We start from the raw sequence: 22,404 nt of genomic DNA, 5'->3' as shown, positions 1-22,404 counted from the left end.
ATTACTTTTGTTGAATATTTCATTGTTTTTGTGTCAATAATCCTCTTATGAACAATAAATTTATATGTATTATTTATTGTTCCATTTGTTTTCCCAAGAAGGATGATGCAGTTTCAGCTAGTTTCATTTCCACTTCTCCAAATTCCTCATCTTTATCCTTTGAAACTATGATAACAGCTCCAATTGCATCGCCTTCAGCTATTATTGGTGATATAACTTGTGTTGCATATTTTTCTTCAAATTCTTCATCATCATAAAGAGGTATTATTTCTCTTTCCTTTGATATAAGAATAGTTTTTCTTTCTTCTATAATCTTTTCTAATTCAAAGCTGATCTTTTTGTCCATATATTCTTTTTTCTGAACTCCACTAACAGAGATTAACATATCTCTATCACAAATAATAACTATATTACCTATAGTTTGCTGTAGAGATTCAGCATAACCCTTAGAAAATTCACTTAACTCTCCTATAGGTGAATATTTTTTTAATATGACTCCTCCTTCTCTGTCTGTGAATATTTCTAAAGGATCTCCTTCTCTTATTCTTAATGTCCTCCTTATTTCCTTTGGTATAACAACTCTTCCAAGATCGTCTATTCTCCTTACTATTCCAGTTGCTTTCATTTAATATCCTCCTCTTCAATATATTTAAAAGATGTAGTAATATTATCTTTCTTTTTATGAAATTTTATACACATTTGTAATTTAAAAAACCCGGAATTTAAAAATTCCGGGTTTTTATTATATAATATTCTTTTCATATTTTTTTGTTTCTACTTTTAATTCTTTTTTCCATTGCTCAATTTTTTCATTAAATACTTTTCTTTTCTCTGTTTCTAATAGGTCCTTTTTGATTTGCTCTTTTACTGAATTAAAATCTTTAAATGTAACTTCATCCTTATCTATAAGCTTTATAACATGATATCCAAACTGACTTTTTACTGGTTGAGATATTTCACCTTTATTAAGTTTTACTATTGCATCTGCAAATGGTTTAACCATAGATGAATATGGTGCTTTACCTAAATCACCTGAATTTTCTTTAGCACTAGGATCTATAGAAAGTTCTTTTGCAATTTTCTTTATATCTTCTCCTTTATCCAATCTTGCTTTAACTTTCTTTGCTTCTTCTTCTGTTTTCACTAATACATGTTGTGCATGAAAAGTAGGTTTATTTACTGTAAATGTATATTTACTTTCTTCATAGTGTTTTTTAGCGGTATTATCATCTACCTTTACATCTTTTACTACTTGTTTACTAACTTCTTCTGTTATCACCTGTGCCTTGAAAAATCTTTTAATTGATTCTTCTGTTGTACCCATTTTCTTTAAATCTTCTTTGTATTTATCTTTATTTCCCTGGAAACCTTGATCCATAAAATTCTTTAGATTTTTCTCTACTTCTTTTTCCACTTTAGCATTATCTACCTTTAGTTCTTCTGATTTTTCAAATACTATTTCTTCTTGTATCATTTGTTCTAACACTTGACTTTTAAATTGAATCAATTGATCCTTAATCTCAGCATTTTTTGAAAGATCTCCACCAAACTGTTCCTTTAATTTTGTTAGTTGTTCAGCTAATATAGGGTATGTATCTAATTCACCTCTTGTTATTGTTTTCTTTCCAACTTTAGCAACAGGACTTTTTTCTATAGCCTCAGGTGTTTTCTCTATCATATTGCATCCTGCTATTGACATTGAGAAAAGCAATGCAAAAAGTAGTGCTGTGAATTTTTTAGTATTATTTTTCAAATGTTTCACGGTTATTCCTCCAATTCATAATTAAATTACATTAATATTATACTATATTAAATTGTACTTGCTATTTTTATTTTTTTATTTAACCTTCAGTTCTTTTAAGTATATAATAAATTCCTTCAATTTGTTTAATAAATCTTCCTTTTTTATTCTTTCAAGTCTGTACCCTAATGTTGCTTTTTGGCCAAATTTAAAGGAAACTATTCTATTAAAATTAGTTTTTATATCTATCATCATTTTCTGATTTAAATCCTCTATGCTTTGGAATTGTATTAATACTTCTTCTCCTTTCTCCTTTATTTCCTCTATTCCAAGTTCCTTTGCTATACTTCTTATATAAGCTATATCCATAAGATTCTGTACAGATAAAGGTATATTAGAATATCTATCCTCTAACTCCTCTTGTATATCCATATAATCCTCATAGGAGCTAATACTAGCAATCTTTTTATATATCTCTATCTTCTGACTTTCATCTTTTATATAATTATTAGGAATATATGCATCTACTTTGATTTCCACAGCAGTTTCTATAGGTTCTCTCTTTCTTTCTCCTTTTTTCTCTTTTATGGTATCCTCTAGCATTTTACAATATAAATCATATCCAATTGAAGCCATATGCCCATGTTGAGATGAGCCCATCATATTTCCCGCTCCTCTTATTTCTAGATCCTTTAAAGCTATCTTAAATCCAGATCCTAATTCTGTAAACTCTTTTATTGCCTTTAATCTTTTCTCCGCTACTTCTGTTAAAATTTTATCTTTTTTATAAGTTAAATAACAATAAGCCATCCTACTACTTCTACCAACTCTTCCTCTTAATTGGTATAGTTGCGATAATCCCATTTTATCTGAATCATATATTATCATAGTATTTACATTTTGTATGTCCATGCCAGTTTCAATTATGGTAGTAGCAACCAATATATCATGTTCCTTATTCATGAAATCCATTACTACCTTTTCTAACTCTCTTTCTTTCATTTGACCATGAGCTATTCCGACTTTAGCTTCTGGCACCAATTTAGAAACATGTGTTGCAATTTCTTTTATATTTTCTACTCTGTTATATACAAAATATATCTGTCCACCTCTATTTAGTTCTCTTAAAATAGCATCTCTAATGAGTTGATCGTTATATTCAACAACATAGGTTTGTATAGGATACCTATCTTCTGGAGGTGTCTCTATAATACTTATATCTCTAACCCCTACTAATGACATATGTAGCGTTCTTGGAATAGGTGTAGCAGTAAGTGTAAGTACATCTACATTTTTCTTAAATTCTTTTATCTTTTCCTTATGTTTTACACCAAATCGTTGTTCTTCATCTATTACTAAAAGACCTAAATCTTTAAATTGTACATCCTTTTGCAAAATTCTATGAGTTCCTATTAATATATCTATATTTCCTTCTTTTAAAGCCTTCATAGTAGCATTTTGCTGTGCTGATGTTCTGAATCTACTTACCATTTCTATATTTATAGGGAAATCTGAAAATCTTTTTAATAAGTTATTGTAATGCTGTTGGGCTAATATTGTAGTTGGAACTAGGAAAGCTACTTGTTTACCATCCATAACTGATTTAAAAGCTGCCCTAAGTGCTACTTCTGTTTTTCCATACCCTACATCTCCACAAAGTAATCTATCCATGGTTCTATTTGATTGCATATCATTTTTTATCTCTTCTATAGCAGTAATTTGATCTGGAGTTTCTTCATGAGGAAACTCTTCTTCAAATTGTCTTTGCCAAACTGTATCTTTAGAAAACTTATACCCCTTTAAAGTAGATCTAACAGCATACAGATTTACTAAATCTTCGGCTATTTCCTCTATAGACTTCTTAGCTTTATTCTTGGTTTTTGTCCATTCAGCATTGCCTAGCTTATTTATTTTAGGAGTTTTTCCCTCTCCCCCTATATATTTTTGTACTATATCTAATTGTTCCACTGGTACATAAAGCTTGTCATCGCCATAGTATGTTAGTTCTAAATAATCTTTTCTATGCCCTCCAACTTCTAATTGCTTAATTCCTTTATATACTCCTATTCCATGATTTACATGAACTATATAATCTCCAGGCTTTAAATCTGTAAAACTCTTTATTCTACTAAATCCTTTTTTATTAGTAAGCTTTTTATTCTTTCTTCTTTTTGCTTCTCCAAATACCTCTTTGTCCGATATAATACATAATTTAAAATCTGGATATTCATAACCTTTTATTTGACTTCCAAAGGTTATAACTACTTCTCCTGGCAAAATTTTGTCTATTACATCCCTATAAACACTATCTATTCCTCTATCTCTTAAAGTATCTACAAGTCTTTCTCCCCTGGCTCTAGTACCAGCAAGAATTACTATCTTATATTTTTCCTCTTTTCTTTTTTCAATATCTTCTATAAGCAAATCAATTTGTCCTTGATAATTTTGCGATGTAATTTCCTTAAAATTAACAGTTTGTCTTTCCTTTAAAACATCTGTTTTTTTAGGTAATACACTTAAAGTCATAACTTTACTTTCTTCTAATGCTTCCCATATATCTTCTTTTGGTATTAATAACTCTCCTTGCCTTGGAAGTATGTCTCCTCTTTTAAGAAAACTATCATAGCTATCATAATATTCATAATATACACTATCTAGTTTACCTTGACATCTCTGTATATCATCTACCACCACAAAGCAATCCTTAAAATAATTTAAAAAAGATGTAGTAGTATCATATAAATATGGCAAATAACTATCTATAGTTTCAAAACCCCATGTTTCCTTTAAACTTTCTATATTTTTATCAATGGTATTCTTCAACTTATCAAAAGATTCTTTATTATTTAAAGAATCTAAGTTATTTCGAACTTTTTTCAAATCCATCATAATTTTTTCACAAGCAGAATCTATATTTTCTTTATTTAATATAATCTCCTTAGCTGGAAATACTTCTATACAATCTACTTTTTCTATACTTCTTTGAGATTCAGTATTAAAATTCCTTATAGAATCTATTTCATTATCAAAAAATTCTATTCTATAAGGTTCTGATGATGTTGGTGGAAATATATCTAATATCCCACCTCTTATAGAAAATTGAGCTTTATTGTATACTAAATCCACTCTATCATATCCTGATTTTAAAAGTTTCTCACTTAGGTCTTTATAGTCCACTACATCCCCTATAGAGAATTTAAAAAAATACTCTTTATATAGATTTAATGGTATACATATCGGCGCTATTGATTCTATAGACGTAACTATAATTTTTTTACCCGGTTCTAATATATGTTTTATTATTTTTAACCTTTCCCATCTTAAATCTCCAGAAATAGCATCTACATTATAAAAGACCACTTCTTTGCTGGGAAAGTAATGTACATTTGCTTCATAAAAGAATAAATCTTCATAAATATTTTTTGCTTCTATATCGCTATGAGTAAGTATTAACAAAGGCTTGTCTATTTCATCATACACTCCCTTAATTAAGTAGCTCTTCGAAGAGTCTTCAAGCCCTATTATATTTATGGGATATTCTTCACTTTTTATATTATCTTTTATATCTTTAAATTCCTTACTATCTTTTAATGGCTTTAGAATACCATTTAATCTCATAATAAAATTCACCTCATTAATAAAATTACTCTGCTCTAAAATTATTGTATTTATTCATAGCCTCTTGTGGTCCTTGGTTAATTATTGTATAAGCTAGTTCAGGAATTATTTTTAAAACTTCTTCTATATTCTTTTCATCTTCTTTCGCAAACTTTCCTAAAACATGAGATACCATATCTCTTTGAGGTTTTCCTACCCCAATTCTTAATCTAATAAAATCTTCACTGTTTAAATTATATATAATACTTTTAATTCCATTATGCCCACCAGCACTTCCTTTGGTCCTTATTCTTAGTCTTCCCACTTCTAAATCTACATCATCATAAATTACTATTACATTTGTAATTGGTATATTATAATATTCTATAATTTCCCTTAAACTTTCTCCACTAAGATTCATGTATGTGGTTGGTTTTAAGAGAATTACTTTTTCATTTGATATACGTCCATCTCCAAATACTCCTTTAAATCTTTCCCTTTTTATAGGAATATTATACTCATAGCTTATTTTGTCTACAGCTTCAAAACCTATATTATGTCTGGTTTTTTCATATTCCTTTCCTGGATTTCCTAGTCCTACTAATAAAAACATATCATACTTCCTCCATTTTTACATTTCTTATGTAATATTTTATACTAAGCATAAAAAATAATAAAGAGAACGTGTCTCTTTATTATTTTTTAGTGATATTATTATTGATTAAAATCCTGTAATTCTGACAAGGTAATATTAACTTCTCTAGTGTCTCCATTTCTCCAAACTTTACACTTAACAGTATCACCTATTTTATGTTGTTCTAATATCTGTGCTATATCATCAAAATTTTCAACCTTTTTACCATTTAACTCTATAATAACATCTGTTGGCTTGATTCCAGATCTAGCTGCCCCTGAGCCAAGTATAATTTCATTTACATAAAATCCTTTTATCTTACCATCTCTGGAAACCACCGGTTGACCCTTTACACCTAATGATGGTCTTTTTACTTTTCCATAATTCATAAGAGAATTTATTATTTCCTTAGCTTCATTTATACTGATAGCAAATCCCATACCTTCTGCATTAGCAGCTACACCTATTTTTAAACTATTTATACCTATTACCTCACCATTTTCGTTGCATAAAGCTCCTCCGCTATTGCCTGGATTTATAGCTGCATCGGTTTGCAATACTTTGTATATTGCTCCTCCATGTTCCACTCTTCTATTTAAAGCACTTATTATACCTGCTGTAACAGACCCTGCAAACTCTTCTCCTAATGGATTACCTATTACTATAGCCAAGTCTCCTACACTTACTTTAGATGAATCTCCAAACTTAGCAGTAGGTAAATTATTGGCTTCTATCTTTATTACAGCTAAATCAGATCTTTTATCAAATCCTACAATCTTAGCAGGAAAAACTTTTCCGCTTGATAATTTTACTGTAACTTCACTTGCTCCTTCTATAACATGAAAATTTGTTATTATATATCCATCTGGTTTAAAAATTATTCCAGACCCACTACCTTTATTAATTTCTCCCCAAAAATTTTCACCCTTATTACTTATGCCTACTACTGCCGGTCCAACACTTTCAGCCACCTTGGTTATGGAATTTTTATCTCTGTTATTAACAGAAGTTCTCTCGCTAACTATAGGAGCTCCCTTATAACTTTCATTTTTTTCTATACCATTTATTTTTTTATCTACAACATAATATCCAGATATTGAACCAGAAATAATGGCTATTAGAATAAAGACTATTAATTTTAAGAAATTTTTTATTCTATTATGGCTTTTGTTATTTCTAAATTTTATATTTCCCTCATCTGGGTTTATGCTTTCCCATCTAACATCTTTTATCTCGTTAAATTTGTAATCGTCCATTATTTACACCTCCTAATATATCTAGATTATACAATCATAAATTAACTTTTCTATGAACAAATTGTAATTAAATAATGGATTAAATTTTATATTTTTTTTAACGAAAAAGTAAACAACACTCCTGCATCTACATTCTTAACCCAAATATCTTCTCCTAACTGAGTTAGTATACTCCTAACTATAGAAAGCCCCAGTCCTGTGCTTACTTTAGAAGTTCTTGACTTATCTACTTTATAAAATCTAGACCATACATTTTTTATATCCTCTTCTGGTATATGCTTGCCTGAATTATATATAGATACGTATACTTTATTTCCTTTTAATTTTGTTCTTACTTCTACCTTTCCATTCTCTACTGTATACTTTATGGCATTATCAATTAAATTTATCATAACTTGGAATAATCTATCCTTATCTCCAACTACATATAAATCATCTTCCTGTAAGCAAATATCTACATCTAAATTCTTTCGGTCTATTAAAGGTTTAAATTTTATTACTGTTAATCTTATTATTTCATTTATATTAACTTCCTCTATTCTTAGTTTTAACTGTCCTGCCTCTATAGCAGATAAATCTAACAAATCATTAACTAACCTAGTGAGTCTTTGGGTTTCATCATAAGCTAATGCAAGGTAATAATTTTGCTTTTCTGATGGTATAACTCCATCTAAAATACCACTTATAAATCCTTTTATGGATGTTATAGGTGATCTTATTTCATGTGACACATTAGATATAAAACTTCTTCTATTTTCCTCTATTTTTTCTAAAGACTCTGCCATAGCATTAAAAGAATTAGCTAAATCCCCAATTTCATCTTCAGAATTTACAAAAACTCTCTTATCTACTTCTCCTTTAGATATTTTATCTGCAACATAGTTAATTTTCTCTAAAGGCTTAATTATTATTCTTTGTGAAAAATAATATATTACAAAAAATGAGAACATTATAGCTAATATGGCAGATAGCCATATTATATTATATACTTTTTTTAAAGGTTCTTTTATTTCTTCAACGGATGTATGCATTATAATTGAACCTTTGAACATATCCTTATAGAATACAGGTATAACAAAGGTATGTACAGGCACATTTAAAAAAGGTGATGTAACCTCCCTTTTTTCTATACTATTACCAAACCTTAATTCATCTAATTCATCTATCAATACCTGTCTTCCAATTATATTATCATATTTATCATTGGAAACTGCATAAACTATTCCATAATTATCTGCCAGCCATATATTTGTAGATAGATAATTTCCTATATTATTTAAAATCTCTGTAATTCTATCTTTAGTAAAATTACCTTCTAGGTAATTAACAGCTGCTACACTTATAAACTGCGATTCATTTACCAATTGATTTTTTCTTTGTTGAAAATAATATCCTTCAAACCAATAAGATAAAAAAGCAGCTGTTACTACAAAACTAATAGTTATAATAGCTGTAAATGTTGCTATAAGTTTAGAAAATAAGCTTTTCTTCATTTATTATTTCACCTCAAATTTATACCCAACACCCCATACAGTCTCTATTTGCCAGTTTGAACCTTCTTCCAACTTTTCTCTAAGTCTTTTTATATGAACATCTACAGTTCTAGAATCTCCTGGGTAGTCGTATCCCCATACCTCACATAATAATTGTTCTCTGGTGAAAACTCTGTTTTTATTACTAGCTAAATAATACAATAATTCAAATTCCTTTGGAGGCATCTTTATTTCTTTTCCATTGTATATAACAGTATATGAATCTATATCTATTGTTAAACCATTAAACTGTAATGCTTCCTTACTTACATTATCTGAATTAAATCTTCTTAAAACAGCTTTTACCCTGGCTAATAATTCTTTTGGTTCAAAAGGTTTTACCATATAATCATCTGCTCCCAATTCCAGCCCTAGAACTTTGTCAAAAGTTTCTCCTTTTGCTGTTAGCATTATTACCGGAGTTTCATGTTCCTTTCTAATCCATTTTAAAACGTCAATTCCGTCCATGCTAGGTAACATTATATCTAGCAAAACTAAATCTGGATTGTATTCTATAAATATACTTTGTGATTCCTTTCCATCGTGGCAAACTCTTGTATCGAATCCTGCACTCTCTAAATACATTTTTATTACTTCACATATATTTTGATCATCATCTACTATTAATATTTTAGCTATTTTCCCATTAATCATTTTTATTCCTCCCACAATTACATATATATTTAATTTATCATATATAAACATAATGTAATAGATTAATATAAAAAAGTTACAATTTATTTATATATATTTTAAAGGCTATTTCAAATACAAAATTTGAAATAGCCTTGTCTATATTAGTCAAATAATTTACTTACAGAAATTTCTTCATATATTCTTCTTATGGCTTCTGCAAATACTGGTGCTACAGATAACACTTTAATTTTATCACTTGGTTTAATCTTTGAAATATCTATTGTATTTAAAGTTATAAGTTCTTTTATAACAGAATTATCTATTCTTTCCATAGCAGGTCCAGAAAGAACAGCATGAGTACAACATGCATAAACATCTTTAGCTCCTCTTTCAACTAATGCATTAGCACCATTAGTAATAGTTCCTGCTGTATCTATCATATCATCTATAAGTATACAGGTCTTGTCTTTTATGTCTCCTATTATATGCATTACTTCTGAAACATTTGGTTTCGGTCTTCTTTTATCTATAATAGCTATTGGAGCATGTATTCTGTCTGCAAATTTTCTTGCTCTAGTTACGCTTCCTAAATCTGGTGAAACTACAACTACATCCTCTCTTTGGTCAAATCCATTCTCTGCAAAGTATTTTCCTAGTATAGGAACTCCTAAAAGATGATCTAAAGGTATATCAAAATATCCTTGTATTTGAGAAGCATGTAAATCCATAGTTAAAACTCTATCTGCCCCTGCTGCAGTTAAAATATCTGCTACAAGTTTAGCTGTAATAGGATCTCTTGCCTTTGTTTTTCTATCCTGTCTTGCATACCCATAGTATGGTATTACTGCAGTTATTCTTCCAGCTGACGCTCTCTTAAATGCATCAATCATTATAAGCAATTCCATTAAATTATCATTTACAGGCGCACTAGTGGATTGAATTATAAAAGCATCAATTCCTCTAACTGTTTCATTGATATTTACTGTAATTTCTCCATCACTAAATCTTCCTACTTCTGCACTTCCTAATGGTACTCCTACAATATCTGCTATATCCTTAGCTAATTTGTCATTTGAATTTCCAGCAAAAATTTTAAGACTTTTTCTTTCGTGAATCATTACCAAAAGAACCTCCTTAGTATTCTATTTTTCATCTTTTTTCTTTACCCAATCTTCCTTATTTATCTGCTTACTTCTAGCTATGGCTAAAGCTCCTCTAGGAACTTCATCTGTAATAGTTGAACCAGCTGCTATGTATGAATTATCTTTAACCTCAACAGGTGAAACTAAGTTAGCGTTACACCCTATAAAAACATCATCTCCTACAATGGTTTTATGTTTTTCTTTGCCATCATAATTTACTACCACTGTTCCACATCCAAAGTTGCATCTTTCTCCTACTTCTGCATCTCCTATATATGTTAAGTGAGATACTTTAGTATTATTTCCTATGGTAGATTTTTTTATTTCTACAAAATCTCCAATCCTTACAGCACTTCCTATATTACTATCAGGTCTTATATAAGCAAAGGGACCTACTGTAGTATTTTCTCCAATGTTACTTTGTAGTATAACTGAGTTTTGAATTACAACACTCTTTTCTATTATGCTGTCAACTATTCTAGAATTTGGGTATAGTACACAGTTTTCTTTTATTACTGTCTTACCTTGTAGTATATTTCCTGGATATATTATGCTGTCATTATGTATAACCACATTGCAGTCTATATATGTATTATTCGGATCTATTATTGTAACACCATTTTCTAAATGCATGGCATTTATTCTTTTTCTCATAATTGCTTCCACTTCTGCTAATTGAAGCCTTGAATTTACACCCATAGTTTCTTCAAAATTAACAGCTAATGCTCCAACTTTTTTTCCATCTTTTTTTAGTATTTCAATAACATCCGTTAAATAATATTCTCCCTGTGCATTATTATTATCTAATTTATCAAGGGCTTCTAATAGAGCTTGAATATTAAAACAGTACATTCCTGCATTTATTTCTTTTATTTTCAACTCTTCTTTTAAGCAATCTTTATGTTCAATTATTTTGTCAACTTCTCCGTTGTTTTCTCTTAAAACTCTTCCATATCCACTGGGATTATCTATAATAGATGTAAGAATTGTACCATGAAAGCCATTAGTTTCGTGGTATTCCATAAGTGTTTTTATGGTTTTTGAAGTAATTAATGGAGCATCTCCTGTAAAAATTGCCACATTTCCTTCTTTTCCTAGTAGAAATTCTTTTGCGCATTTTACAGCATGTCCTGTGCCTAGTTGTTGTTCTTGAAATGAAAAAGATACACTTCTAGATTCTGTTTTTAATTGTACTTCCTTGGCTTTTTTGCCAACGATTACATTTACATCTTCTATATTTGCTTCTCTCAAAGCATCTATAACATGATTAACCATTTCTTTTCCGCATACTTTATGTAAAACTTTTGGAGTGGCAGATTTCATCCTTTTTCCTTCTCCTGCTGCCAATAATATAGCACAATTATACATTCTATCACCTCATTGTAGGCTTAATTTAAATATTTTATATATTTATTTATCCTATATCATTATATTTTATATATTTTACAAATGCAACCTAATAAATTTTTTTCAGAAAATAGCAAATAATAAAAAAAGGAGTAGTACTACTCCTTTATTTTTATTCTTCAGTTGTTTCAACTACTTCATTAACTTCATCTTTTGCTAATTCATATTTTTCTAATATAGCACTTTGTATCTTTTCTCTGGTTTCAGTATTTATTGGATGAGCTATATCTTTAAACTCACCATCTGGTGTCTTTCTACTTGGCATAGCTATAAACAAACCATTCTGTCCTTCTATTACCTTTATATCATGAACAACAAATTCATTATCAAAGGTTACTGATACTATAGCCTTCATCTTTCCCTCAGTAGCAATTTTTCTAACTCTTACATCAGTAATTTCCATTAAATTCCACCTCCAAGATGCTTATGTATACATTATATATAGTATTCTATATATATTTTATTTTTCCTTCTAAAAAATTTAAATTTTTTAGAAATTTTAATTTTTTTAAATCTTAAATTTTTTAGATGGATATATTATACTGTTATTATCTTGGTCTAATCCATCAAATTCTATTATAGAAATATATTCACTAACTAATTTCTTGTCTATGCCTACATTATCAACTAGTACTCCCATACCCAAAAGTTCACTATCAAATTCTTTTAATAAGTTTATAATTCCTAAGGCTGTTCCTCCTGCTTTCATAAAATCGTCTATAAATATACACTTACTACCACTTTTAATAGCTCTTTTAGGTAAAGACATATTTTGTATTCTATTAGTTGATCCTGAAACATAATTTATACTCACAGTAGAACCTTCTGTTACCTTATTTTCTCTTCTTACAACAACTAATTGTACTCCTAGCATCCTAGCAACTTCATATGCTAAGGATACTCCTTTTGTTTCTACTGTAACTACATAGTCTATATCCATAGCGTTAAATTCTGTTGCTAGTATCAACCCTGCCCTTTGTATTATTTGTGGATTAAACACAAGATCTGTTACATAAAGAAAGTTCCCTGGTATTATTCTTTCTCTATCTTTCAAAATAATACATAATTCTTCTGCAAATTTTAAACTTTCTTCTTCAGATATGCCACAAATATATTTAACTCCACCTGCTGCTCCTGAAACAGTTTCAATTTTTCCTAAAGATAATTTATTTAAAACATCTTTTATAGCAATCAAATCTTCACTTATAGTAGATTTTGCTGCATTAAACATTTCTGTGAATTTATTTAGATTTACTATTTTATTAGGATTTTCTATTAAAATTTTAGTTATAGCTGAAATTCTCTGATTTCTAGTGAACTTTTCCATTATATCACCCATTTGCTTTTTACGAATTATTTTATTATAATACATTCCATTATTCATATTCTATTCTAAAACAAAAATATTATCAATAGATATAATAAATTAAATGTGTTTTTTCTACTATTTTTTGTATATAATTAATAGATAGATGGATTTAGATTTATAAGGAGTTGAATATTGTATGTCTTTTGATTTTTTAAAATACATTAAAAAAGTTCATTTTATCGGTATTGGTGGAATAAGCATGAGCGGAATGGCTGAAATCCTTTTAAAAAAAGGATATAAAGTTTCAGGGTCTGATTCTACAAAATCACCAATAATAGATAAACTAATAAACCTTGGAGCTGAAATATATATAGGACACAAGGCAGAAAATATTAAAAATGTTGATTTAATAGTATACACAGCCGCAGTCTCAGAAGATAATCCTGAGTTAACAAAAGCTTTAACTAATAATATTAAAATTATGAATAGAGCGGAATTTTTAGGTTATTTAATGGATGGACATAAGTATAATATAGCTGTTTCAGGTACTCATGGAAAAACAACAACTACTTCTATGATGTCCCATATAACTGTAAATGCTAATTTAGATCCCACTATTCTAGTAGGTGGAGAATTAAATATTATAAATGGAAATGTTAGGACAGGTAAAAGTGAATACTTTTTAACAGAAGCCTGTGAATACAAGGAATCTTTTCTTAAATTTTTCCCTTATATCGGAGTTATATTAAATATTGATGCAGATCATTTAGATTACTATAAAGACATAAATCATATTAAAAATGCCTTTTCAAAGTTTGCCAACTTAATACCTAAAGATGGATATTTAATAGCTTGCGCAGAAGATGAAAATATTAACGATATTATAAAAAATATTGATTGTACTATAATAACATATGGTCTTAATAAAGGAGATATACAGGCTAAGAATATAACCTTTGACAATAAAGGCTGTGCTAGTTTTGATGTTATAAAAAATTCTTCTGTATTATTCTCAGTAAAATTAAATGTTCCTGGAAGTTATAATGTTTTAAATGCTTTAGCAAGCATATGTGTATCCTTTGCTCTTAACATAGATAAAGAATCTATTATAAAAGGTTTAGAAAGCTTTCACGGAACACATAGACGCTTTGAGTTAAAAGGAGTTAGGAATGATGTTACTGTTATAGAAGATTATGCACATCATCCAACAGAAATAAAAGCAACATTAAGTGCTGCTAAAAATTATCCTAGTAATAGAATTCTCTGCGTTTTTCAACCTCATACTTATACCCGTACTTACAGTTTATTTGAAGATTTCACTGAAAGCTTTTATAATACAGACACTCTTATATTAGCTGATATATATCCTGCCAGAGAAAAAGATACTGGTATAGTTAGTTCCGATATGCTAGGTAATAAACTTAGGAAAAAAAACATAAACTGTATAAATCTACACAGTTTTGAAGATATATCTGATTACTTAAAAAAAGAAACTAAACCTGGAGATTTAGTTTTAATAATGGGTGCTGGAGATATTTATAAAGCTGGAGATTTATTCCTTAAATAATTTAATTTAATTTGGGTAAAACACCTCTAATATGGAAATAATAATTGTAAACCATATAGGAGGTGTTTTTTTGAAGAACTTTTTTATTTCCGCTGTTTTAGATTTAATAATAATTTTTGTATCCTATTTTATTTTTAGATTTATACTAAAAGGACCCACAAGGCATAAAATATACGAAAAATTATTTAGCTCTTTTGGTAAGTTTATAATATATATTTTTCTAATAACTGTTATTATAACTAGCTTAAGTGCATTCGCCCTATATAGGACTCGTTATATTGCCTATGTAAACATAGTGGCTCCTGCTTTAGTTTCAATACTAGTAGGCTTTGTAATGTCTACAGTTCCTACTAGAGGTATTGGTGATGAAGGCTAAGTAAACATGGATAAACTTTGACCTATGTATATTAGTCAAAGTTTATTCCTTTTTTTAAAAATTTTTATGATATAATTGGATTAATTATTAAGGAGCTGATACTCAATGCATAATGACTATCGCGAAATATTTAAAAGACTTTCAAAATCCTATTATGATGATACTTTTGAAAAAGAAGTAGAAAATATTCTTTCATCGCATAGTATGGACAGAGAAAAACTTGCTAAAATAATTTCTATTTTATGTGGCGTTAATATTGAACATAGTGAAAATTATATATCTAATTTAAAAAACGCTATAAAAAACTATACAGCTTCAGCTGAAAAAGTGGTAACTAAATTACCTTGTTCTACCCAATGTGCTAAAGATGGAGATATTATTTGTGAAAAATCCTGTCCTGTAAACGCTATATTTAGGGATCCTAACGATAACAATATATATATAAATGATGAGCTTTGTTTAGATTGTGGACTATGTGTAAGGAATTGTCCTTCTGGAAGTATATTAGATAAAAAAGAGTTCATACCTCTTGCAGAACTTCTAAAAAGTGAGTCCATAGTAATCGCCGCAGTAGCTCCTGCTATAATGGGTCAATTTGGTGAAAATACTACTATAAATCAATTGAGAACAGCTTTTAAAAAATTAGGATTTACAGATATGGTTGAAGTAGCATTTTTTGCAGATATGCTTACTCTAAAAGAAGCAGTAGAATATGATCATTTTGTGAAAGATGAACAAGATTTTATGATAACCTCTTGTTGCTGTCCAATGTGGGTAGGAATGTTGAAAAAAGTATATAATGATTTAGTTAAGTATGTTTCCCCATCAGTTTCTCCAATGATAGCAGCTGGCAGAGTTCTAAAATTGCTAAATCCTAATTGTAAAGTTGTATTTGTGGGACCTTGTATCGCTAAAAAGGCTGAGGCTAGGGAAAAAGATTTACTTGGAGACATTGATTTTGTATTAACTTTTACAGAATTAAGAGACATATTTGATGTCTTTGATATACAACCTGAAAATTTAGAGGAAGACTTTTCATCAGAATATGCTTCTAAAGGTGGAAGATTATATGCTAGAACTGGTGGAGTGTCTATAGCTGTTAGTGAAGCTATAGAAAAACTATTCCCTAATAAATATAAGTTTTTAAAGACTATACAGGCTGATGGTGTAAAAGGATGTAAATCTCTATTGGACAAAATAAAGCAAGAAGATATTAGCGCTAACTTTGTAGAAGGTATGGGTTGCGTTGGTGGTTGTGTTGGTGGACCAAAAGTCATAATAGATCCTTCAGAAGGTAGAAATGCTGTAAATAATTTCGCAGAAAATTCTTCTATAAAAGTTTCTGTAGATAGTAACTGCATGAATGATATACTAAGCAAAATAAATATAAATTCAGTAGAAGACTTTAAAGATAAAGATAAAATCTCCATTTTTGAAAGGGAATTTAAATAATTTAACATAAGAAAGGACTTAGATTTTATGTTTCAAGATATAAAAGCAGCAATTTTTGATATGGATGGTACTCTAATTGATTCTATGTGGGTTTGGGAGAAAATTGATATTGATTATCTAAAAAAAAGAAATATTCCTGTGCCAAAAAACTTAAGTGAGTCCATTGCTCATTTAACATTTGAAGAATCTGCTCAATACTTTAAAAATAAATTTAATTTAAAAGATAATATAAAAACCATAATGGATGAGTGGAATAATATGGCCTATTATGAGTATGTCCATAATGTAAAACTAAAAAATGGGGCATTAGACTTTTTAATGTTATTAAAGAATAAGGGAATAAAATTAGGTCTAGCTACTAGTAATTGTGATATGCTATTAAAAATAGCATTAAAAAATAATGGTATTTATGATATCTTTGATTGTATAACTACATCGGATGAAGTTAATAAAAGTAAAGAGTTTCCAGATATTTATCTATTATGTGCTGAAAGGTTAAATATTTCCCCTAAACATTGCATAGTATTTGAGGATATTTTACCTGCTATAAGAGGTGCAAAATCTGCTGGAATGAAAGTTGTTGGCGTTCATGATATGTCCGCCAAAAATCAAAAAAAAGAGATTATAAAAAATGCTGATTTTTATATACTTGAATATAATGAATTAATTAAAGCCGTTTAAAATTATTCATAGTTTCTAGATTTCAATGAATAGAATATAGTGTATAGTATATAAATATTTGGAGGCGATACACTATATTATTTTTTATCATCCTTATTCTTATACTAATATGTTTGTACATGTTTTATTATTTTAATAATAAAATAGCAGTGCAAAAAAGACAAATTTTTGTTTTAAAAAAACAGTATAATGACTTTAAAAATGAAAAAATGTCCTTTGCAAAAGAGAAAATAGAAATTAAATATATAACTCCTAGTATTTCATCCACAACTATTTATACTAACTGTAATCTTTTTATAAGTCCCTTAAAAAGTTCCCCTTTATTATGTACTTTAGAAAAAGGAACTTATGTAACTATAATAGATTCTGCTGAAGTAAATAATGAAATATGGTATGAGATTTCAATAGATTCTGTAGAAAAAATAAATTCAAAAGGATGGATTCAATCTAAATATATAGAAATTAATTTATCCGATGACTAACCGCTCTAATAATCCCCTCTTCTTTAAAGTGGGGGTAAAGAGCCTATGTCTCTGGATAACGATTTCTAAGCTTCAGAGGGAGTAAAAACTCCTTCTGAAGCCAAGAACTCTGTTTATAATCCTTTAGTAAAAAGGGGTAATACCCCTTTTTAGCCTTTATTTTATAATACCATTTTTATATTGAGGCACTATACTAACTATGTCTTTTTTACAACAATATTCTAAATCCATAAAAAGACCTAACTCCATTATTCTCTTAAAATGTTTTGCTTCTTTAATAAACTCCATATTAGTATTCATGTTATACAGATATTTAGCAACCTTTGATATATCGCTTAATTTAACTTCCATATCTTTTGCAATACAATCTATTATATATCCACTGCATATAAAATCATCTATGGAAAATTCCCCATAAGTTCCTGCATTAATTATAACTACATCATTTTTTAAAGATATTAATTTTTCTGCAACAGCCTTTCCATTTATTAAAGCACCTATTAATATATCTTTGGCTAACAACGCCTCTTTTATAGCTCTTGTTCCATTACTAGTTGTTATAACTAATGTTTTACCTTTAACTAATTCACTTTTATACTCTAATGGTGAATTGGAACAATCAAACCCTTCTATTTTTAAAGCTTTTCTTTCTCCTCCCAGTATGTAATTTTTTCTATTGTTTTTAACTTTCTCTAAAGCTTCTTCTATTTCTACAACAGGTACTACTTCCTTACATCCATTATTAAGGGCTGTTATTATAACAGATGTAGCTCTTAATATATCTATAACAACTATAGATTTATCTTTTATCTTTTCTTCTTTTATATCATCCGCAGATATTATTATATCAATATTCATAACATAGCCTCCATTATTAAAAATCTTTATTTTTATAGTAACACTATTTATATAAAAAATAAAAGTGAAATTATAAAATTCCACTTTTATCTTTATACTTCATTCCTTGATATATATTTCTATCTTGTAGCTCCCTATCTATAGAATTTAAAATCTCCCATTTTTTCAAACTCCATTTTGGACCTATTAATAAATCTCTTGGTGAATCCCCTGTAAGTCTATGAATAACAATATCATCTCTAATTATAGCAATAGACTCACACACTATATCTATATACTCTTCTTCAGTAAGAAATTTTAAATCTCCATTTTCATAGGTATTTACCAAAGGCGTTCCTTCCATAAGATGTAGTAGATGAATTTTTAAACCTTGTATATCCTTATTGGATAAATATTTAACTGTATTTATCATATCTTCTTTTGTTTCACCTGGGAGTCCAAAAATAGTATGTACTACCACATCTATATCTCTACTTCTTAGTTCCTTCAGTGCTTTTTCAAAAACAGTTAATTCATATCCTCTATTTATTATTTTAGCTACCCTATCATTAGTTGTTTGTAATCCTAGCTCAATCCATAAATAAGTTTTTTTATTAATTTCAGATAAGAGATTTAATACTTCTTCATCTAAACAATCGGGCCTAGTAGCAATAGCCAAACCAACTACTCCTTCTTGCATTAGAGCTTCCTCATACTTCTCTTTTAAAATCTCAACAGGTGCATATGTATTAGTATATGCTTGGAAGTATGCTATGTATTTATCTCCTTTCCACTTTTTTCTCATTACTGATTTAATTTCTTCAAATTGAGCCTTTATTGAAAAGTGTCTATTACCTGCAAAGTCTCCAGAGCCTCTTTCACTGCAAAATAAACATCCTCCACTACTTATAGTGCCATCTCTGTTAGGACATGAAAATCCTGCATCTAAAGATATTTTAAATACTTTCTCACCGAACTTTTCTCTTAAAAAATAGTTTAAAGTATGGTATCTTTTATCTCCCCATTTCATTTTCATATATAAAACTCCAATCTATTAAAAGTATGATATCCATAGAAATTATATACTATGAATGCTCATACTTTCAATAAATGTTCTATTGTACTTTTTTACATTTATAATCTCTTAAGTCTAATTGCCAATTTCCTATAAGATTTTTTAAACTCTTATCCTTATCATTAACAGGAATTACTCTAACATTCACAGATTTGTCATCAAAGGATGAAAACAGTACTTGCACTTTATCTAATGGAAACTTTTCTTCAAATTTAAAAGGTATTATTTCACCACTATCTGCATTATATACTCTTATGGATTTTTTATTTTTATCTTTACTGTATTGCAGTAATATAAATTTCTCATCTTGAGAAAAAGTCATATAATCTATTTTAGAATTAATCAATATATCTAATTCTATTACTTCTTTCCCTAATGGTTTTTCTTTGACCATATCTCCTTTTCCATTTTGACCTTGTTGTTGTCCTTGATTGCCATCTTCTGTAGCTCCGCCATTCTCCTGACCTTGAACACTTTTACTTTCATCTAATTTTACTATGCATGCAAAGGAATTATTATCATAAGTACTTATAGCTATAGAGCTTCCTGAATATGAAAATGTCATTACGCCATAATTTTTCTTAGGTATAACTAATTTACTCATTGCTAGTTTATCATCTTTAGGAAATGAATACTGAGGTATACCTGATAGATTTATTAAAAGATTGGTATCTGCATTACTTTTTTTTCTAATTCTTATATTACCTCTTTCTATAAATGCTTCACCTTCTGTATTGCTTTTTATATCTACTATTTTGTAGTTTTCATCTTCTTTATTTATTTTTATAATACATTCGTCTAATGTTGCAAAGGGTTCATTTAAATTTATTCTTGCAACCTTTAACTTAAAAACTCCTCCCTTTCCAACTTGATTTATATCTTCTATGTTATATCCTTTAACTTTAAGAGGAGTAGTTTTTATGTCCATCTTTTTATCTATCATTTCTTTAGAATAATATTTCATTGCACTTTTGTAATCTTCTTTAATTAAATAGTTTAAATATAAATCTACTACATTCTTTGCTGCATTAATATCAAAGCTTTTTTGTATATTTTCTTCGGTATTTTTACTACTATTTTTCTGTAATCTACCGCAAGAACTAGAAAGCATAAAAACGAATATCAGAATCACAATAAAAAATCTTTTTTTATTCAAATTTAATTCCTCCTTTGTTAATATTCTTTCTTAAATTAAAATTTTTAATATATAAAATCATTATTTCCTATATTTTATATATATTTATAAAGAATAGCTTTTTATAAATAAAAGGAGTATTGATATGTTTAAAAACTTTATTATGTACTTTAAAATAGCTGCTGTTTTTGTAGGCACTATTGTAGGAGCTGGATTAGCTTCTGGACAAGAAATAACTCAGTTCTTTGCTACATATGGTTATAAGAGTTTTTTCGGATTAATTATTTGCCTAATTTTTTATATATTTTCTTCCTATATAATAATTAGTATTAGCATTAAATATAATTTAAATTCTTATAAAGACTTAATTATACTAGTTAGCCCAGGGTTTTTAGGTAAAGTTACTAATATAATAACTGGATTGTTTTTAATTAGTAGTTCTGCAATAATTCTAGCAGGTAGTGGAGCACTAATAAGTCAATACTTTAATTTAAGTAAATGGGTAGGAATATGTACAATGTGCTTACTCTCTTTAATAGCACTATTAAGAGATACTAAGGGTCTTTTTGAAATCAATTCCTTTATAGTTCCATCTTTAATATTTGTAATAAGTACAATATTTATTTTGTATTTAGCTTTTTATGAAAACTTTAATCTTGTTCATGTTAAATCTATACCTTATTATAAAACTACTTGGATTACTTCTAGTATTCTTTACTCAAGCTTTAATATACTTTCATCCTCTGGGGTTATGGTTCCTTTAAGTAATGAAATAAAAAATAAAAAATTACTTTTTAAGTCTATACTTTTAGGCTCCATCATCCTTACATTTCTATCATGTATAATAAATTTATTGCTTATTTTAAATATACCTAATATATTTAAATATGAAGTGCCTTTACTATATGTAGCAAATAGGTTTGGTACATTAATTCAAATAATGTTGTTATGCATAATATGGTTAGAAATGTTTTCAACAGAGGTGTCAAATATATATAGTATCAGTAAAACCTTAGAGCAAACTTTTAATATTCCCTATAGGAAATGTTGCATACTCATATTACTTTTAGCTATACCTATATCTCAATTAGGTTTTGTAAATCTCATAACTTTCCTATATCCATCCTTTGGATTGATAGGTCTAATATTCTTAATTCAATGTATACTATTTCACTTTAAATATATAAAAAGATAATATAAAAAGGCTGTTCATATAATAAATTTAAAATGTACCCTTTGTCAAGGACAGTTTAAAAAAAGACTAGGCGGTACTAAGAAGATGATTTCTGTATTTTACAGGAGTCATCTTTTTTAAATTCCATTGACCTCTATAATTATTATAATAATCCATATATTCATCAATTTCTTCCAAGAGTTCAGCAAATGTATTACAATTTTTAATATTTGTTTCATCCTTAAGATGTCCAAAGAATGACTCCTGTGGAGCATTATCCCAGCAGTTACCTCGTCTAGACATAGATTGTTTTATATTATATTTTTTAAGCAATTTCTGAAATATGGGACTAGTGTAATGTGCCCCTTGAT

21 protein-coding genes are annotated in these 22,404 nt (G+C 28.4%); 6 read left to right on the top strand and 15 right to left on the bottom strand.

Annotated features, from left to right (window positions below):
- Positions 1-73: 73 nt before the first annotated feature.
- The 11 genes from spoVT to purR form a co-directional block, all read right to left on the bottom strand.
- Positions 74-625 (bottom strand): stage V sporulation protein T, encoded by a 552-nt coding sequence (gene spoVT / locus B5D21_RS12400; RefSeq protein ID WP_011098515.1) that lies wholly within the window; start codon positions 623-625, stop codon positions 74-76.
- A 117-nt stretch (positions 626-742) separates the two neighbouring features.
- Positions 743-1,762: a peptidylprolyl isomerase gene (locus tag B5D21_RS12395; RefSeq protein ID WP_011098514.1), complete on the bottom strand. Its 1,020-nt coding sequence runs from the start codon at positions 1,760-1,762 to the stop codon at positions 743-745.
- 75 nt (positions 1,763-1,837) lie between these two features.
- Positions 1,838-5,359 (bottom strand): transcription-repair coupling factor, encoded by a 3,522-nt coding sequence (gene mfd / locus B5D21_RS12390; RefSeq protein WP_035127514.1) that lies wholly within the window; start codon positions 5,357-5,359, stop codon positions 1,838-1,840.
- A gap of 25 nt (positions 5,360-5,384) precedes the next feature.
- A complete protein-coding gene (gene pth, locus B5D21_RS12385; protein ID WP_011098512.1) occupies positions 5,385-5,951 on the bottom strand; it encodes an aminoacyl-tRNA hydrolase in 567 nt (188 codons plus the stop codon).
- Positions 5,952-6,052: 101 nt separating this feature from the next.
- Entirely contained in the window at positions 6,053-7,228 is a 1,176-nt protein-coding gene (locus B5D21_RS12380; protein WP_011098511.1) for a S1C family serine protease, read from the bottom strand.
- 86 nt (positions 7,229-7,314) lie between these two features.
- Positions 7,315-8,721, bottom strand: coding sequence for a sensor histidine kinase (locus tag B5D21_RS12375; RefSeq protein WP_011098510.1), 1,407 nt, complete (start codon positions 8,719-8,721; stop codon positions 7,315-7,317).
- Between the two features lie 3 nt (positions 8,722-8,724).
- Entirely contained in the window at positions 8,725-9,414 is a 690-nt protein-coding gene (locus B5D21_RS12370; protein ID WP_171816078.1) for a response regulator transcription factor, read from the bottom strand.
- A gap of 143 nt (positions 9,415-9,557) precedes the next feature.
- Positions 9,558-10,514 carry a ribose-phosphate diphosphokinase gene (locus B5D21_RS12365; RefSeq protein ID WP_035110644.1) on the bottom strand — a complete coding sequence of 319 codons (957 nt, stop codon included), beginning with the start codon at positions 10,512-10,514 and terminating at the stop codon, positions 9,558-9,560.
- Between the two features lie 24 nt (positions 10,515-10,538).
- A complete protein-coding gene (gene glmU, locus B5D21_RS12360; RefSeq protein WP_011098507.1) occupies positions 10,539-11,906 on the bottom strand; it encodes a bifunctional UDP-N-acetylglucosamine diphosphorylase/glucosamine-1-phosphate N-acetyltransferase GlmU in 1,368 nt (455 codons plus the stop codon).
- Positions 11,907-12,057: 151 nt separating this feature from the next.
- Positions 12,058-12,348, bottom strand: coding sequence for a septation regulator SpoVG (spoVG, locus tag B5D21_RS12355; protein ID WP_035110645.1), 291 nt, complete (start codon positions 12,346-12,348; stop codon positions 12,058-12,060).
- Between the two features lie 105 nt (positions 12,349-12,453).
- Positions 12,454-13,272 carry a pur operon repressor gene (gene purR, locus B5D21_RS12350; RefSeq protein WP_035110646.1) on the bottom strand — a complete coding sequence of 273 codons (819 nt, stop codon included), beginning with the start codon at positions 13,270-13,272 and terminating at the stop codon, positions 12,454-12,456.
- Positions 13,273-13,450: 178 nt separating this feature from the next.
- Here purR and murC point away from each other — a divergent pair, with 178 nt between their 5' ends.
- The 5 genes from murC (at position 13,451) to B5D21_RS12325 (ending at position 17,812) form a co-directional block, all read left to right on the top strand.
- A complete protein-coding gene (gene murC, locus B5D21_RS12345) occupies positions 13,451-14,821 on the top strand; it encodes a UDP-N-acetylmuramate--L-alanine ligase (protein ID WP_011098505.1) in 1,371 nt (456 codons plus the stop codon).
- A 70-nt stretch (positions 14,822-14,891) separates the two neighbouring features.
- Positions 14,892-15,197 carry a hypothetical protein gene (locus B5D21_RS12340; RefSeq protein ID WP_023436999.1) on the top strand — a complete coding sequence of 102 codons (306 nt, stop codon included), beginning with the start codon at positions 14,892-14,894 and terminating at the stop codon, positions 15,195-15,197.
- Positions 15,198-15,302: 105 nt separating this feature from the next.
- Positions 15,303-16,649 carry a [Fe-Fe] hydrogenase large subunit C-terminal domain-containing protein gene (locus B5D21_RS12335; protein WP_011098504.1) on the top strand — a complete coding sequence of 449 codons (1,347 nt, stop codon included), beginning with the start codon at positions 15,303-15,305 and terminating at the stop codon, positions 16,647-16,649.
- A gap of 27 nt (positions 16,650-16,676) precedes the next feature.
- On the top strand, positions 16,677-17,330 hold the full coding sequence (locus B5D21_RS12330) for an HAD family hydrolase (RefSeq protein WP_011098503.1): 654 nt from the start codon (positions 16,677-16,679) through the stop codon (positions 17,328-17,330).
- A gap of 149 nt (positions 17,331-17,479) precedes the next feature.
- Positions 17,480-17,812 (top strand): SH3 domain-containing protein, encoded by a 333-nt coding sequence (locus B5D21_RS12325; RefSeq protein WP_158001432.1) that lies wholly within the window; start codon positions 17,480-17,482, stop codon positions 17,810-17,812.
- A 156-nt stretch (positions 17,813-17,968) separates the two neighbouring features.
- On the opposite strand, the gene B5D21_RS12320 is transcribed toward B5D21_RS12325, so the two are convergent.
- The 3 genes from B5D21_RS12320 to B5D21_RS12310 form a co-directional block, all read right to left on the bottom strand.
- A complete protein-coding gene (locus tag B5D21_RS12320) occupies positions 17,969-18,670 on the bottom strand; it encodes a 2-phosphosulfolactate phosphatase family protein (RefSeq protein WP_035110650.1) in 702 nt (233 codons plus the stop codon).
- Between the two features lie 70 nt (positions 18,671-18,740).
- Positions 18,741-19,685, bottom strand: coding sequence for a tRNA modification radical SAM protein MnmL/YtqA (gene mnmL, locus B5D21_RS12315; protein ID WP_011098500.1), 945 nt, complete (start codon positions 19,683-19,685; stop codon positions 18,741-18,743).
- A 79-nt stretch (positions 19,686-19,764) separates the two neighbouring features.
- Complete coding sequence (locus tag B5D21_RS12310) at positions 19,765-20,880, bottom strand: hypothetical protein (RefSeq protein WP_011098499.1); 1,116 nt, start codon at positions 20,878-20,880, stop codon at positions 19,765-19,767.
- Positions 20,881-21,004: 124 nt separating this feature from the next.
- Between B5D21_RS12310 and B5D21_RS12305 the strand changes: the two genes are divergently transcribed.
- A complete protein-coding gene (locus B5D21_RS12305) occupies positions 21,005-22,054 on the top strand; it encodes a YkvI family membrane protein (RefSeq protein WP_011098498.1) in 1,050 nt (349 codons plus the stop codon).
- Positions 22,055-22,120: 66 nt separating this feature from the next.
- On the opposite strand, the gene B5D21_RS12300 is transcribed toward B5D21_RS12305, so the two are convergent.
- A partial coding sequence (locus tag B5D21_RS12300; RefSeq protein WP_143323997.1) for an IS3 family transposase occupies positions 22,121-22,404 on the bottom strand: 284 nt, incomplete at its 5' end.

This window comes from Clostridium tetani, assembly GCF_900167265.1.
GTDB classification, from domain to species: Bacteria; Bacillota; Clostridia; order Clostridiales; family Clostridiaceae; genus Clostridium_G; species Clostridium_G tetani.
Note: the sequence above shows the minus strand (reverse complement) of the source record. Positions and strands in the feature narration are given on the sequence as shown.

What these genes read in the sequence shown, in the direction of transcription:
- spoVT (WP_011098515.1), bottom strand. Translation starts at nt 625, where the DNA reads ATGAAAGCAACTGGAATAGTAAGGAGAATAGACGATCTTGGAAGAGTT.
- murC (WP_011098505.1), top strand. Translation starts at nt 13,451, where the DNA reads ATGTCTTTTGATTTTTTAAAATACATTAAAAAAGTTCATTTTATCGGT.
- glmU (WP_011098507.1), bottom strand. Translation starts at nt 11,906, where the DNA reads ATGTATAATTGTGCTATATTATTGGCAGCAGGAGAAGGAAAAAGGATG.
- B5D21_RS12380 (WP_011098511.1), bottom strand. Translation starts at nt 7,228, where the DNA reads ATGGACGATTACAAATTTAACGAGATAAAAGATGTTAGATGGGAAAGC.
- B5D21_RS12375 (WP_011098510.1), bottom strand. Translation starts at nt 8,721, where the DNA reads ATGAAGAAAAGCTTATTTTCTAAACTTATAGCAACATTTACAGCTATT.
- spoVG (WP_035110645.1), bottom strand. Translation starts at nt 12,348, where the DNA reads ATGGAAATTACTGATGTAAGAGTTAGAAAAATTGCTACTGAGGGAAAG.
- B5D21_RS12330 (WP_011098503.1), top strand. Translation starts at nt 16,677, where the DNA reads ATGTTTCAAGATATAAAAGCAGCAATTTTTGATATGGATGGTACTCTA.
- B5D21_RS12305 (WP_011098498.1), top strand. Translation starts at nt 21,005, where the DNA reads ATGTTTAAAAACTTTATTATGTACTTTAAAATAGCTGCTGTTTTTGTA.
- mnmL (WP_011098500.1), bottom strand. Translation starts at nt 19,685, where the DNA reads ATGAAAATGAAATGGGGAGATAAAAGATACCATACTTTAAACTATTTT.
- mfd (WP_035127514.1), bottom strand. Translation starts at nt 5,359, where the DNA reads ATGAGATTAAATGGTATTCTAAAGCCATTAAAAGATAGTAAGGAATTT.
- B5D21_RS12335 (WP_011098504.1), top strand. Translation starts at nt 15,303, where the DNA reads ATGCATAATGACTATCGCGAAATATTTAAAAGACTTTCAAAATCCTAT.
- B5D21_RS12365 (WP_035110644.1), bottom strand. Translation starts at nt 10,514, where the DNA reads ATGATTCACGAAAGAAAAAGTCTTAAAATTTTTGCTGGAAATTCAAAT.
- purR (WP_035110646.1), bottom strand. Translation starts at nt 13,272, where the DNA reads ATGGAAAAGTTCACTAGAAATCAGAGAATTTCAGCTATAACTAAAATT.
- B5D21_RS12320 (WP_035110650.1), bottom strand. Translation starts at nt 18,670, where the DNA reads ATGAATATTGATATAATAATATCTGCGGATGATATAAAAGAAGAAAAG.
- B5D21_RS12370 (WP_171816078.1), bottom strand. Translation starts at nt 9,414, where the DNA reads ATGATTAATGGGAAAATAGCTAAAATATTAATAGTAGATGATGATCAA.
- pth (WP_011098512.1), bottom strand. Translation starts at nt 5,951, where the DNA reads ATGTTTTTATTAGTAGGACTAGGAAATCCAGGAAAGGAATATGAAAAA.